This window comes from Bradyrhizobium sp. Pha-3 (genome assembly GCF_042258325.1).
Lineage (GTDB): Bacteria > Pseudomonadota > Alphaproteobacteria > Rhizobiales > Xanthobacteraceae > Bradyrhizobium > Bradyrhizobium elkanii.
Genome location: NZ_CP170151.1, coordinates 3294278 through 3309141 on the forward strand (window position 1 = coordinate 3294278; position 14864 = coordinate 3309141).

General features: G+C 65.3%; 9 protein-coding genes. 5 read left to right on the forward strand and 4 right to left on the reverse strand.

The window, feature by feature from the left end; all coding sequences use genetic code 11:
* Window positions 1-30: 30 nt before the first annotated feature.
* Window positions 31-456 (reverse strand): hypothetical protein, encoded by a 426-nt coding sequence (locus ACE10X_RS15320; RefSeq protein ID WP_038386457.1) that lies wholly within the window; start codon window positions 454-456, stop codon window positions 31-33.
* A 262-nt stretch (window positions 457-718) separates the two neighbouring features.
* Between ACE10X_RS15320 and ACE10X_RS15325 the strand changes: the two genes are divergently transcribed.
* Complete coding sequence (locus ACE10X_RS15325) at window positions 719-1891, forward strand: M20 aminoacylase family protein (protein ID WP_028331680.1); 1173 nt, start codon at window positions 719-721, stop codon at window positions 1889-1891.
* A gap of 3 nt (window positions 1892-1894) precedes the next feature.
* Here ACE10X_RS15325 and ACE10X_RS15330 read toward each other — a convergent pair whose 3' ends face one another.
* Window positions 1895-3076 (reverse strand): cytochrome P450, encoded by a 1182-nt coding sequence (locus tag ACE10X_RS15330; protein WP_038386458.1) that lies wholly within the window; start codon window positions 3074-3076, stop codon window positions 1895-1897.
* A gap of 137 nt (window positions 3077-3213) precedes the next feature.
* Between ACE10X_RS15330 and ACE10X_RS15335 the strand changes: the two genes are divergently transcribed.
* Window positions 3214-4122: a LysR family transcriptional regulator gene (locus tag ACE10X_RS15335; RefSeq protein WP_038386459.1), complete on the forward strand. Its 909-nt coding sequence runs from the start codon at window positions 3214-3216 to the stop codon at window positions 4120-4122.
* A 91-nt stretch (window positions 4123-4213) separates the two neighbouring features.
* Here the strand turns inward: ACE10X_RS15335 and ACE10X_RS15340 are convergent, their stop codons facing one another.
* Both ACE10X_RS15340 and ACE10X_RS15345 read right to left on the reverse strand, forming a co-directional pair.
* Window positions 4214-5836: an inorganic phosphate transporter gene (locus tag ACE10X_RS15340; RefSeq protein ID WP_038386460.1), complete on the reverse strand. Its 1623-nt coding sequence runs from the start codon at window positions 5834-5836 to the stop codon at window positions 4214-4216.
* 544 nt (window positions 5837-6380) lie between these two features.
* Entirely contained in the window at window positions 6381-7829 is a 1449-nt protein-coding gene (locus tag ACE10X_RS15345; protein ID WP_038386461.1) for a UdgX family uracil-DNA binding protein, read from the reverse strand.
* Window positions 7830-8085: 256 nt separating this feature from the next.
* On the opposite strand from ACE10X_RS15345, the gene ACE10X_RS15350 reads away from it, so the two are divergent.
* From ACE10X_RS15350 to ACE10X_RS15360, 3 genes are all read left to right on the forward strand, one after another.
* Entirely contained in the window at window positions 8086-8880 is a 795-nt protein-coding gene (locus ACE10X_RS15350; protein ID WP_038386462.1) for an ImuA family protein, read from the forward strand.
* Between the two features lie 184 nt (window positions 8881-9064).
* Window positions 9065-10576, forward strand: a complete 1512-nt coding sequence (locus ACE10X_RS15355; RefSeq protein ID WP_375764289.1) for a DNA polymerase Y family protein — start codon at window positions 9065-9067, stop codon at window positions 10574-10576.
* Between the two features lie 40 nt (window positions 10577-10616).
* Window positions 10617-14183: an error-prone DNA polymerase gene (locus ACE10X_RS15360; RefSeq protein WP_051003119.1), complete on the forward strand. Its 3567-nt coding sequence runs from the start codon at window positions 10617-10619 to the stop codon at window positions 14181-14183.
* Window positions 14184-14864 lie beyond the last annotated feature (681 nt).

The window sequence follows — 14864 nt, forward strand, 5'->3', positions numbered from 1 at the left end:
ACCGCATCCGGACAAGCGAGCAAACTGCGTTCAGGGCAGCGGTGCCATGTAGGGAATGCTGCCGACCAGAACGAACACCTGCACCGCGTTGCACAGCATGCCGCCCCAATGCAGCTGGCGCAGCCGCCGCACGGCGGTGGGATCCCCGGCGTCTCTCGCGTCCGCCTCGGCATCGAGCCGCCGCAGAAACCATTGCCGCGCCAGCACCGCGAACCCTGCGATCAAGGCGATGCCGAGCGCAACGGCGAACCGGCCGGCCGTTGCGAAGGCGAGCGTGCCGACCGCACCGGCGATCGCCAGCACCAGGAAGTAGGCATTGAACATGCCGCGCAGCAGCCGCGTGACCGGCGGGACGTCGAGCTTCACAAGCAGGAACGCCGGCGCCGCCAGCAGGAAATATCCCATCGGCACCAGCAGGATGATGGTGGAAAACAACACCGCCTGATCCGGCGTCATGCAGCCGCTCCCTGTTGGAAGGCGAGAGGATTTCGGTGCGGAAAACCTGGGGTAGTATCCGCGCCGGATATTTCCCGCACTATTAGGCTTTGGTCGGATGCGATGATATCAGGCCCGAGGTCTGCGCAAAGTCCAGCGAGGGACGGCCCGCATCCCGATTGCGAATGCAGGCCCCAGCCGCGAGCATGCCACATCTGTTTGGGTGGACCGGCTCTTGCATGCTAGAGATGACTTACGTCCAACCTCTGAGGCCAGAATTCTCATGCCCATCGTGAACCGCGTCGCCGATCTGCAACCCGATATCCAGGCCTGGCGCCGCGACATCCATGAAAACCCCGAGCTGCTCTACGATGTGCACCGCACTGCATCATTCGTCGCCGACCGGTTGCGCGAGTTCGGCTGCGACGAGGTCGCGACCGGGCTCGGCAAGACCGGCGTGGTCGGGGTCATCAAGGGCAAGAAGGGGCCGGCCAAGGGCGACGTCAAGGTGATCGGCCTGCGCGCCGACATGGATGCGCTGCCGATTCACGAGCAGACCAATTTGCCTTACGCCTCGAAGACGCCGGGCAAGATGCACGCCTGTGGCCATGACGGCCACACCGCGATGCTGCTCGGCGCCGCGCGCTATCTCGCCGAGACGCGCAATTTCGCCGGCGACGCGGTCGTGATCTTCCAGCCGGCCGAGGAGGGCGGCGCCGGTGCCGCCGCGATGATCAAGGACGGCCTGATGGACCGCTTCGGCATCGAGCAGGTCTACGGCATGCACAACGGTCCGGGAATTCCGATCGGCTCGTTCGCGATCCGCACCGGCCCGATCATGGCCGCGACCGATGCGATCGACATCAAGATCGAAGGGCTCGGCGGTCACGCCGCGCGGCCGCATAAATGCATCGATTCCGTGCTGGTCGGCGCGCAGCTCGTCACCGCCTTGCAGCAGATCGTCGCGCGCACCGTCGATCCGCTCGACTCCGCCGTGATCTCGATGTGCGAATTCCATGCCGGCAACGCCCGCAACGTGATCCCGCAGACCGCGGAGCTGCGCGGCACCGTGCGCACGCTGACCCGCGAGGTGCGCGATCTCATCGAGAAGCGCGTGCGCGAGGTGGTGGATGGCGTTGCCAAGATGACCGGCGCCAAGATCGATCTGACCTATGAGCGCGGCTACCCGGTCACTGTCAACCACGAGGCGCAGACCGAATTCGCGAGCCGCATCGCGCGCGAGGTCGCGGGCGCATCCAACGTGCACGAAATGCCGCCGCTGATGGGCGCCGAGGATTTCTCCTATATGCTGGAGGCGCGGCCCGGTGCGTTCATCTTCTGCGGCAACGGCGACAGCGCCGGCCTGCATCACCCTGCCTACAATTTCAACGACGAGGCGATCGTCTTCGGCACGTCGTATTTCGTGAAGATCGTCGAGAACGCACTGGCGGCGTGAGGCTCACGCGTCCCATCGCACCGGCAGCGTCACCGGTCCGCGAAACACCCAGCCGCGCACGACCGGCGGCGTCTCCGCGCGGAGGCGCAGATTGCGCAAGCGCGCGAACAGCATCGGCGCCACGATCTTGCCGACGGTGAGTCGTGACACCCAGGTGCCGGCGCAGAAATGCGGTCCGGCGCCGAATGCCAGATGCGATTGCCTGGGCCGCGTCACGTCGAAGCGGTCGGGCTCGGCGAAGCGGCTGCCGTCGCGGTTCGCGGCGCCGACGCAAAGGCCGATCTGAAGGTCTTGCGGCAGCGTGATGCCGGAAAGATCGACGTCGCGGGTGACGCGGCGCGGATACATGCCGATCGGCGAGATCCAGCGCACCGCTTCCTCGAGCGCGGCCGGCCACAGCTCCGGCTTTGCCAGCACGCTGTTCTTCTGCGCCGGGTTTTCCAGGAGGCCGAGCACGAGCGTCAGGATCGCGTCGCGCGGCTCGTTCAGGCCGCCGCCGATGATCACCTTGATGTTGGCGCGGATGGCCTCGATCGGCATCGGCGGATCGGCGTTGACCATCGAAGACAGGATCGAGGGATTGGGCTGGCCGTGATGCTCCTCGAGCACCGCGTCGATCGCGGCATCGACCTCGGCACTCGCCTGCATCGCCTTGCGCTCGATCTCGGCATCGGCGGCGTAATTGCCGGCGCCGTCGATCAGCGCCTGCGACCACTCGGCGAGGGTCTGCCACGGCATCTTGCGAAAGCCGATCATCGCCATCAGGCTGAGCGAGGCCATCGGCGCGGCAAGGGCGGAGAACAGATCGGCCTCTTCAGTCTCCAACAAATCACCGATCAGCTTTTCTGCGATCGCGGTGAATTGCGGTGCCCAATGCTCCTTGATCGTGACCGGGCGGAACGAGGGCTCGATCGCCTTGCGGCCGATCGCATGCTCGGCGCCGTCCTTGCGCATGAAGGTCGGCCCCATCACCTTGTTGACCAGCGAGGCCGGATTGTCGGCCGAGTAGGTCACAGGATCGCGCTCGATCCGCGTGATGTCGTCGAAGCGCGTCACCAGCGTCAGCTTCGCAGGCTCGACGAAGACCGCGGGCGCCATCGCGCGCAGGCGGCGGAAGATCGGATAGGGGTCGTCGAGCAGATCCTCATATGCGATGTCGGTGACGACTGGTACGCCGCTGGCCATTGGTCCTCCCGGGAGCGCTTTTCGCGAAGGCTAGCGCCGGGCGCGCAATCACTCAATTCGATGGGATCGATCTGGCTCATCGAAATATTCCATGACCTTGTGCTAGGCTGGCCGCCAGCAATGCAGGGACGCGCAGCGTGGTGGCCAATTCCTCGATCGATCCGATCGATATCGGGACTCTGCGGACCCTCGTGCTGGTCTATGACCTGCAGTCGTTCTCCGCCGCCGCCAAGCGGCTCGACGTCAACCAGTCCACCATCAGCTATGCGATCGAGCGGTTGCGCGGCGCGCTGCATGACCCGCTGTTCATCCGCAGCGGCAATGGCGTGACGGCGACCGAACGGTGCGCGGCGCTGGTTGCCTGGGCGCGGGACATGATCGGGGAGATCGACGGGCTTGCATCACCGGCGGAGTTCGATCCGGCGACGGCACAGGGCAGCGTGACGATCTCCTGCAACTATCACGAACGCCAGACCCTGATCCCGCAGTTCAGCACGCGGCTGCGTGCCGGCGCGCCGCGGGTCCGTCTCGTCCTGCTCGATGCCGCGGGCCACGGCGACGTTCATCTCAAGCAGAACCAGTGCGACATCGTGCTCGGTCCGGTCGGGATCGTCGGCGAGAGCTTCTTTCGGCGCCATCTCCTCACCGACCACTATGTCTGCGTGATGGATCCGGCCAATCCGCTCGCGCGCGGCCGGATCGCGCTATCGGCCTATGCCAGGGCCGAGCATGTCTTCATCACCCACAGCGGTGAGTGGCAGCCGCTTTATCTCGCGGCGCTGAGGGCGAGGAAGATCGAGATCGAGGCGGTGGTCAGCCTTCCCAACCACGACAGTCTGGAGCGCATCATCACAGGCACGAGGCTCGTCGCGACCATCCCGTATCATCTGGCGCGGGCGATGCGCGGCGGCCTCCATGTCGCTGCGCTGCCGTTCCGCGTGCCGATCTCGATCGACATGTACTGGGGCGCCAGGACGGCCAAATCCGGCCTGCACAAATGGGCGCGCGGCCTGCTGGCCGAGGTTGCGAAGGCTTGCGCCGCCTGAGCGAGGAGCCGGGCTGCAGGTCCAAAGCAAAAGGCCCGCACCGGAGTGCGGGCCTTTGTCCGGCGCGTTGCTGCGCCGAAAGCGTGTGGCGTCAGAACAGGTGGTAGAACACGTAGTAGAGAACGCCCGAGATGATCATCGCGGCCGGCAGCGTCAGCACCCAGGCCATCGCGATGTTGCGGATCGTGGCCCATTGCAGGCCGGAGCCGTTGGCGGCCATGGTGCCGGCGATGCCTGACGACAGCACGTGCGTGGTCGAGACCGGCAGGCCGTAGCCGTCGGCCGCCGCGATCGTCGCGGCCGCCGTGATCTCGGCGCAGGCGCCCTGCGCGTAGGTCAGGTGGGTCTTGCCGATCTTCTCGCCGACGGTGACGACGATACGCTTCCAGCCGACCATGGTGCCGAGGCCGAGCGCGATGGCGACGGCGAACTTCACCCAACTCGGGATGAACTTCGTCGCGGCATCGAGCGAGCCCTTGTACTCGTTCAGCGTGGCGATGTCGGCAGCGGTCAGCTCGGCTTCCTTGTCCTTCATCAGGAAACGGATCGCCTCGGACGCCAGGTACATGTCGTTACGGGTGTTGCCGACCGCGTCAGCCGGGAACTTGGCCAGCGATCCATACTGGGCAACCTGCTGGCCGATGTCGCGCACCAGCACCGCAAGCGACGGAAAGGTGCCTTCGTTGATCTGGTGCTGCGCGACATAGTTGGTCACGGCCGGGCGCGGATTGCCGATCACGTTGTAACCGGCGGCCTTGCCTTCGATGACCTTGCTGGCCGCGGTCGAGTGCGCCGTGAACAGCTCGATCTGGCTCGAGGGCATTGCGCGGTTCAGCGCATAGGCGGTCGGCACGGTGCCGATCAGGATCAGCATGATCAGGCCCATGCCCTTCTGACCGTCGTTGGAGCCGTGGAAGAAGCTGACAAGCGTGCAGGTCAGGATCAGGATGCCGCGGATCCACCACGGTGGCGGCTGGTCGCCGACCGGTTCGCCGAACAGCGCCGGCGTCGCGCGCTGCAGCGCGATCTTGAGGAGGTAGAGCAGGCCGGCGGCGAGCGCGAAGCCGAACAGCGGCGACAGCAGCAGCGCCTTCGCGATGTTGGTCGCCTGCGACCAGTCGACGCCCGAGGTGCCGTCACGGCCGCGCAGCAGCGCATTGGTGATGCCGACGCCCATGATCGAACCGATCAGGGTGTGCGAGCTCGAGGCCGGCAGGCCGAGCCACCAGGTGCCGAGATTCCAGATGATGGCGGCGATCAAGAGCGCGAACACCATGGCAAAGCCGGCACTGCTGCCGACCTGCAGGATCAGCTCGACCGGAAGCAGCGAGACGATGCCGAACGCGACGGCGCCGCTGGAGAGCAGCACGCCGATCAGGTTGAACATGCCCGACCACACCACGGCGACATGGGCCGGCAGCGAGCGGGTGTAGATCACGGTGGCGACCGCGTTCGCGGTGTCATGGAAGCCGTTGACGAATTCGAAGCCGAGCGCGATCAGCAGCGCGACGAACAGCAGGATATACGGCAGGAACGAGGTGATGCGCGTACCGGTGGCGTCGACATCGGCATAGATGCTGTAGGCAACGAACAGCAGCGCGGCCGCGACCACGCCCAAATAGATAACCCCGGTGAGAGGATGAAAGCCCTTGTCGAGGTCCGGACCCTTCGTTAGGGCGGGCTCGATCGAGCCGGGTAACGCCATATCGCTCATGGTAAACTCCTGTCCCAATGCTCCCGATTTTGATCGATGCATATGACAAGCAATTGAAATCCGGCCCCGCGAGATGAGCCGGCTTGCGGTGACGGTGGACATCGAGCCGAATTTTTGTGCAACGCATTGAGCGCGCACGTGGCTTCGCGGCCTCGTGGCAAACTTCAGCAATAACGGATCGCCGATCGCGACGGAGACTTGCGGCCTGCGTTTCGCTGAACGAGACAATGTGCGGATGACATCACACCGGCATCCGGCGGGGCCGGCAGGCCTTACGGCCGGAGAATTCGGCGGGCGCCTGCGAGTGGGAGGATCGCGAATGAGGGAGGAGGATTGCGAGATGAGGTGGCGCGCCGCACGATCGGGGCTAGCAAACCGCGCAGCGCGCCCGCCTCAGGGTACGTCATGGCGTGAACATGACGCCCGATACCTGCGGAACATGCTACCCTACCACGGATCAATTAAAGGTTGTAGGTATTTGTCTGCGTTTAGAACAATTTCTCGTTGCGATGTAGTTCCTCCGGTTCCGCTGGTTTTACGGAACTCAAGCTGCATCGGCTGATCTGCGCAACTGATGTGCGGCGATTTTCAGGTCGTCGATAAAGCGCTGATATTCCAGCGCCTTGGCTTTTTCATCCGGCAGCCGCAACAGATAGGATGGGTGCACGGTGACGAGCACCTTGGTTCCGTCGTGATCGATCAGATGGCCGCGGTTCTTGTTGATCGGCGTGATCTTGCCGAGCACGCTCTGCGCGGCGGTGGCGCCGAGCGCCATCACGAGGTCCGGCTTGATGGTGGCGAGCTCGCGCTCATACCACTGGCGGCAGGCGCGGATCTCCGGTGTGCTCGGCTTCTGGTGCAGCCGGATCTTGCCGCGCGGCACGAATTTGAAGTGCTTCACTGCGTTGGTGACATAGACCTTGCGACGATCGATGCCCGCTTCCTGCAGCGCGCGATCGAGCATCTGGCCGGCCGGTCCGACGAAGGGGTGGCCTGCGAGATCTTCCTTGTCGCCGGGCTGCTCGCCGACCAGCATCAGCGTTGCGCTCTGCGGTCCCTCGCCGAACACGGTTTGCGTTGCGTCTTTCCACAGCGGGCAGGCGCGGCAATCGGCGGCCTCCTCGCGCAAGGCCGCAATCGTGTCGTGAGCTTGCCTGTCTTGAGCTTGCTTGCCTTGAGCTTGCTTGCGGGGCATCGGCGTATCCTGCCGCTTCTGCGGCTCGGCCGCCTTGCGTGCGATGAAGGGGCCGCTGGTCATGCGCATTGCGTCTTCGATCAGAGGCTTAATGATCGAGTCCTCGGGCAGGTTCCTCCAATAGGCTTGCGGCATCTCCATCACCTTCAGCCGTGCGGGATTGAAGCGGCCGTTGTCGTGACGCCGCCAGGCCTCCTCGAGCCGGTCCTCGGTCGGCACTTCTGATTTGGCGACGCCCGGCGTGATCGAGATCGCGTGCCCGTCCCAATGTGCGCAGACGTCGGGGGTCAGGATCGACCACGGCATGTCGGCGAAGCGGCCGGCGAAGAACGGCGCGGCAAGTTCGACGATGCGATGCTCCGGCTCGAACCAGGCGACGTAATGCGCCGTCCGCTCGCGGCCGATCTCGCGGAAGCGCAGATGCGCGTGCATCCTGTCGATATCGACATAGACCGCGCGCGCCATCGCGTGGACCTCGACGACATCGGGATCATCGGTCGCGCCGAGCAGATCGTGGCGGCTGCGCAGCCGCCACAGCAGGCGATAGAGCAGGGCAAAGCGTTCGTCACTGCGATGCAGGATCGCGGCCTTTGCGAGCTCGACGAAGATCGCGGGGACGTTGAACTGCGCCTGCGGCACGTCAGGTAATTCATTCACGCAGGATGCCGGCGACAATTCGTCGTCCTTGCGTACGGTCCACGTGACCTCCGCAGGCTTCACGTCATTGATCGCCAATCGCCGCGCGGCCTTGCGCCAACCCTCGAAATCGGTGTCGTTGTCGAGCACGATGATACGCATGCGATTGCTCCGTTTCCGTCACGCTGCCATTTCCGGGGCCTTCCGCGCCTGGCTTGCGGAAGAGCGGGGCCCGTCTGCTTTGGCGGCTGCTGAATCCTATTGATTCCACTCATGAATCGATGAGCTCACCAATCCGATTGACTCCGCGGGCTCCGTTAGCTTTATATTAGAACATATCATGAACAAATGAGCCAGTCCCTGGTTCTCTATTCTGGTCAGTGACGGCCTCAAATTTTGGTTGGGAAGGAGCGGCGCAATGAATGGCGCACGCACGGGTACGCTTGCGTCTCTGCGCGGCAGCATCGCGCGCATCGAGGCGCCATCGGATGCGGCGATGCCGAACCGCGTCGCGCTTGGACACGCCGGTGCGGATGCGATGCTGCGCGGCGGGCTTGCGCCGGCAGCATTGCACGAGGTGTTCGCGGCCGGCCATCAAGGCGGCGCGGCGACCGGATTCATCGCCGGGCTCGCCGGACGGCTGTCGGCACGCAAGCCGCTGGTCTGGGTGCGGCAGGATTTTTCCGATCGCGAAAACGGCGCGCTGTCGATGCGCGGGCTTGCCGAGCTCGGCCTCGATCCGCGCCTCTTGGTCACGGTGCGCGCCGCCGATGTCGACAGCGGTTTGCGCACCGCGGCCGACGCGCTCGCCTGCGATGCGCTCGGCGCGGTCGTGCTCGAGGTCTGGGGCCAGGCGCGCCAGTTCGATCTCGTCGCCAGCCGCAAACTGACCCTGGCCGCGCAAGCCTCCGGCGTCACCGCGCTGGTGCTGCGGATCGCAGCAACTCCGATCCCCTCGACCGCGGAGACGCGCTGGATCGTGCGCGCGGCGCATTCGCCGCCGGGCAATGCCGCGAGCGCCTGGGGCACGCCGCGCTTCGAGGCCGAACTCGTGCGCAATCGTCATGGCCCGGTCGGGCGATGGATCATGGAATGGAAATGTGATGAGTGCCAATTCAGTGAACCGTCGGCGTATCCTCAGCCTGTGGCTGCCACGCCTGCCCATCGACCGCATCAAGCGCAAGCTCGCGCAGGACATCGCCTCGCAAGCTGATGCGCATGGCGTTGTGCCAACCGACACACGGGCGGTGGTAGGGCTCCCTCTCCCGCTTGCGGGGGAGGGCTGGGGTGGGGGTCTCGCCACGAGTCCCGCTGAGGAGAGAGCCCCCACCCGGATCTCATCTGGCGATGCGATCCGGCCTCCCCCGCAAGCGGGAGAGGCGAAGAAAGAACCTCGCTTGCCGCCGCAAGCGGTGGCAGTGCAAGAACTCCCCAGCGTTGTCGTCGCAAAAGACCACAACGCCATCCTGCTGCACGCGATCGACGAGGCCGCGGTGCGCGCCGGGCTGTCGATCGGGCTGCCGCTCGCCAATGCGCGGGCGATCTGTCCGGAGCTCACGGTCTATGATGCCGATCCCGCCGCCGATCTGAAGACGCTGAACGACATCGCCGACTGGTGCGACCGCTTTACGCCGCTGGTCGCGCTCGATCTGCCTTACGGTCTGTTTCTCGACATCACCGGCTGCGCACATCTGTTCGGCGGCGAGCGCGCGCTGCTGCAGATCGTGACGGGGGCGCTGAGCCGGCGCGGCTTTGCGGTCAGCGCGGCGATTGCCGGCACCTCGATCGCGGCGCGTACGCTGACGCGCATCGCCTCGGGCAAGGTTGTCGCCAATGGCGAGGAGGCGGCGGCGGTCGGCCCGCTGCCGGTGTCGGCGCTCGGTGCCGATGCCGCTGTCACCACCGGCCTGCGCCGCGCCGGCTTGAAGACCATCGGCGATGTCGCCTCGCGCGCGCCGCATGAAATCTCGGCGCGGTTCGGTGCGGCCTTCACCACCTTGCTCAGCCACGCGCTCGGGCAGGGCGATGCCCCGATCAGCCCGCGCAAGCCGCTGCCCGACTACATCGTCGAGAAGCGTTTCCCCGAGCCGGTCGCGACCGACACCGTGATCGCGCTGACGCTCTCGAGCCTCGCCAAGATGCTGGTTGCGGCGATGGACAAGCAGGGCAAGGGCGCCCGGCAGCTGGAAGCGAGCTTCTTCCGCACCGACGGCGCGGTGCCCGCGGTCATGGTCGAGACCGGGCGTCCGGTGACGCGGCCCGAGATGATCGACCGCCTGTTCCGCGAGCGGCTCGATGCGCTGAACGATCAGCTCGATCCCGGCTTCGGCTTCGATCTCATTCGCCTCGCCGCAGGGCGTACCGAGATCGTGGTGCAGCAGCAGCGCGATCTCGACGCGTCAGTGCACGACAATGACGAGCTCTCGGCGCTGATCGACCGCATCGCCGCCCGCATCGGCGGAAAACGCGTCGTCGTGCATCTGCCGCTGGAGAGCCACATCCCCGAACGATCGGCGCTGACGCTGCCGGCGCAGCATCATCTGGCCGCGGCGGGCGCCGCCGCCTGGCCGGAGCGCGTTGCCGGCGAACCGCCGCTGCGTCCACTCAGGCTGTTCGAGCGGCCCGAACCGATCAAGGTGCCGTTCGCGACCGTGCCCGACGGTCCGCCGCATCAATTCACCTGGCGGCGCGCGCAGCATGACGTGGTGCGGGTCGAGGGCCCCGAGCGCATCGCGATGGAATGGTGGAAGCAGGACGGCGCGTCGCTGACGCGCGATTACTTCCGCGTCGAGGATGCCGAGGGCCAGCGCTTCTGGATCTTTCGCGACGGCCTCTACGAGAGCGAGCTGCGCGACGAGGAGGGTAAGCCCGTCCCGGCCAGCTGGTATGTGCACGGGCTGTTCGCATGAATATGCATAGCGTTTTCGAGCGAAGTGGGAGCCGGTTCGCGTGAAGAAAACGCGTCAAAACAAGAGTCCTCCACCCGACTATGCCGAGATCGGCATCACCAGCAATTTCTCCTTCCTGCGCGGCGGCTCCGATCCGCGCGCCTATGTGCATCAGGCGAGCGAACTCGGGATTCCCGTGATCGGGCTCGCCGATCACAACACGCTCGCCGGCGTGGTGCGCGCCTGGAAGGAGCTCGACAGCGAGAAGGTCGCCCATCCGCCAAAGCTTTTGATCGGTGCCCGCATCGTCTTCATCGACTCTACGCCCGACATACTGGTCTATCCGCGCGATCGCGCCGCCTATGGACGGCTGTGCCAGCTCTTGACCCGCGGCAAGCGCGGCGGTGGCATCGAGCGCATCGAGAAGGGCGACTGCCGGCTTACCCTGTCCGATCTCATCGACTTCGCCGAAGGCCAGCTTCTGGTGCTGGCGCTGCCGCATCGCTTCGAGGCACCTGTTGCGCTCGATATCCTTGCGCAACTGAAGGCAAGCGCCGCCGACGGCGTCTGGCTCACCGCAAGCCTGCTCTATCGCGGCGACGACAAGCGCCGGCTCGCGCGGCTGCATGGCCTCGCCACTGATGCCGATGTGCCGCTGCTCGCCACCAACGAGGTGCTCTATCACCATCCGGCGCGCCGCCCGCTGCAGGACGTGCTGACCTGCATCCGTGAAAAGACCACGATCGAGGCGGTCGGCCGCAGGCTCGAGGCCAATGCCGAGCGGCATCTCAAGCCGGCGCATGAAATGATCAGGTTGTTTCGCGATCTGCCGGACGCGATCGCGGAAACCATGCGCTTTGCCGCGCGCATCTCTTTCTCGCTCGACCAGCTCAAATATCAGTATCCCGACGAGCCGGTGCCGCCGGGCAAGACCGCGCAGCAGCATCTGGAAGATCTGACCTGGGCCGGTGTCGACAAATATTTCGGCGGCGAGATCGACGAAAAGCTTCGCACCACCCTGAACAAGGAGCTCGCGCTGATCGCCGAGCTGAAATACGCGCATTACTTCCTCACCGTGCACGACATCGTGCACTATGCGCGCAGCCAGAACATCCTGTGCCAGGGGCGCGGCTCGGCGGCGAATTCCGCGGTCTGCTTCGTGCTCGGCGTCACCTCGGTCGATCCGACCAAGGTCGATCTCTTGTTCGAGCGCTTCATCTCCAAGGAGCGGCTGGAGCCGCCCGACATCGACGTCGATTTCGAGCATTCGCGGCGCGAGGAGGTGATGCAATATGTCTATCGCCGCTACGGCCGCCATCGTGCCGCGATCATCGCCACCGTGATCCATTATCGCCCGCGCAGCGCGATCCGTGACGTCGGCAAGGCGCTCGGACTGACCGAGGATGTCACCGCGGCGCTTGCCGACACCGTGTGGGGCAGCTGGGGCAAAGGCCTCAACGATATGCAGGTGCGCCAGGCCGGGCTGGACCCCAAAAATGCGATGATCAACCTCGCGGTCGAGCTCGCCACCGAGCTGATCGAGTTTCCGCGCCATCTCTCGCAGCATGTCGGCGGCTACGTGCTGACCCAGGACCGGCTCGACACCTATGTGCCGATCGGCAACGCCGCGATGGACGACCGCACCTTCATCGAATGGGACAAGGACGACGTCGACGCCCTTAGCATGATGAAGGTCGACGTGCTGGCGCTGGGCATGCTGACCTGCATCCGCAAATGCTTCGACCTGATCGCCGACCACAAGGGCGAGCGCCGGGAGCTCGCCACCGTCCCGCAGGACGAAAAAGAAGTCTACGACATGCTGTGCCGCGGCGAGTCGCTCGGCGTGTTCCAGGTCGAGAGCCGCGCCCAGATGAACATGCTGCCGCGGCTGAAGCCGCGCACCTTCTACGATCTCGTCATCGAGGTAGCGATCGTGCGTCCCGGTCCGATCCAGGGCGACATGGTGCATCCTTATTTGAGGCGGCGGAACAAGCAGGAGAAAGAAAGCTATCCTGCGCCGTCGCCCGAGCACGGCCCACCGGACGAACTCTACAAGGTCCTGCACAAGACGCTCGGCGTGCCGCTGTTCCAGGAGCAGGCGATGCGGATCGCGATCGAGGCGGCAAAGTTCACCTCCGAGGAAGCCAACGGCTTGCGCCGCTCGATGGCGACCTTCCGCAACCTCGGCACCATCGGCAGTTACGAGGAGAAGTTGGTCGGCAACATGGTCGCGCGCGGCTACGATCCGGACTTCGCCCGCAGCTGCTTCGACCAGATCAAGGGCTTTGGCAGTTACGGCTTCCCGGAAAGCCACGCCGCGAGTTTCGCCCAGCTCGTCTACATCTCCTCATGGCTGAAGCACCATCATCCCGATGCGTTCTGCTGCGGGCTGCTCAACTCGCAGCCGATGGGCTTCTATGCCCCGGCCCAGATCGTCGGCGACGCCCGCAAGAACGGCGTCACGGTGCGCGAGGTCGATGTCTCCCATAGCTTTGCGCAGAACACGCTGGAGGAGAAGGTCGGCGATCATTGCGCGGTGCGGCTCGGCTTCCGCCAGATCGACGGATTTCACTGGCTGGATGAGGACGAGGAGCGGTTGAAGCAGTTACAGTTGTCATTCGGGGATGCGCGAAGCGCAGATGTACATGAGTCAGGGAGGCACGAACGGATGGGCTCTCTCCCCCCTTGCGGGGGAGAGTTGGAGAGAGGGGTAAGCCACGACCACCGCCCGTGCGGCTTACCCCTCTCCCTAACCCTCCCCCGCAAGGGGGGAGGGAACCCTCCCACCTCCCGAGCGGCCTTGGACGGAGAACTCGATTGGGCCGACCGCATCGTCGCGGCGCGCAACCGCCGGCCGTTCACCTCGCTGGAAGATTTCGCGCGCGACACCGGCTTGCCCAAGCGCGCGCTGATCCTGCTCGCCGACGCCGATGCGTTCCGCTCGCTCGGGCTCGACCGCCGCGAGGCGCTGTGGGCGGTGCGCCGGCTGCCCGACGACGTGCCGCTGCCGTTGTTCGAGGCCGCCACCGCGCGCGAGCAGCCGGATGAGGGCGCCAAGCCGCTGCCGGAGATGCCGCGTCCGGAGCAGGTGGTCGCCGACTATCAGACCATCCGCCTGTCGCTGAAGGGCCATCCGATGGAGTTTTTGCGCGGCACCTTCACGAAGGAGCGCGTCGTCGCCTGTCACACCATCAACCAGAGCAACGACCGCCGCCGCGTCCGCTGTGCCGGCGTCGTGGTGGTGCGGCAGCGGCCAGGCAGCGCCAAGGGCGTCGTGTTCATGACGCTGGAAGACGAGACCGGCATCGCCAACATCGTGGTGTGGCCGAAGGTGATGGAGCAGTACCGCAAGGAGGTGATGGGCGCGCGCCTGATCCTGGTCGAGGGCTATATCCAGAGCAGCCCGGAGGGCGTGACGCATCTGGTGGCGCAGCGCATGACCGATCGCTCCCACGATCTGATCGGCCTCGCCAATGAATCCTTGAGCCGCAAGCATCCCGTGCCCGCGGGCCCCGCGCTGATCGAGCCGCTCAACGACGACCGCCGCGATCACGGCGACAACTCGCCGCAAAAGATCCGCCACCCGCGCAACGTCCGCATCCTGCCGCCGTCCCGCGATTTCCATTGAACCGCGTGCGACGGCTCTCTCACCGTCACCCTGAGGAGGCCGCGGAGCGGCCGTCTCGAAGGGTCGACGGCCCGAATGTGGCCGTGCATCCTTCGAGGCTCGCAAGAGCTCGCACCTCAGGATGACGGTATCCTCTATCCACGTTATCGCGATCGAAACGAAACAATCCCATCCTATGCCGTCAATCCTCGAATATCTTCTTCGGCTTTTCGGAATTTCACTTGACGGCAGACCCAACTCAGATGTTCAATATGCCGTCTCACCCGACACGAGGGGCGCTTCGCGGTCGTCACGAACGTGGGTCGAGATGCGGTGGACGCCGATTGCGCAACTGACGAGTGCGCGTGACGCGGACGACGAAGTCGTGTGGTCCTGACGCCCTAGCGGCAGGTGTCCTCTCGTAAGACGCGAAGCGTGTTGCGAAGGCGGTGACAAAAAAGCCCAGTCTCGCCGGGGAGAGCACGTATAAGCCGTAACCCATCGCGCAGGGAAAGCCGGATTGCTCCGGTTACACCTGTGGTCCTACCCCCGAGCTTTCTACCCATTGCTCGGGGCCCATGGGTGCGATCGGCACCCGGCTTTCCCTGCGCCCTCTGTTCAAGACAGGGCGGAACGAAGAGCAAAGCTCGGACAAATCATGTCGCGAGAATGCGGAAGTGTGTCACAGACGACGCCACACAT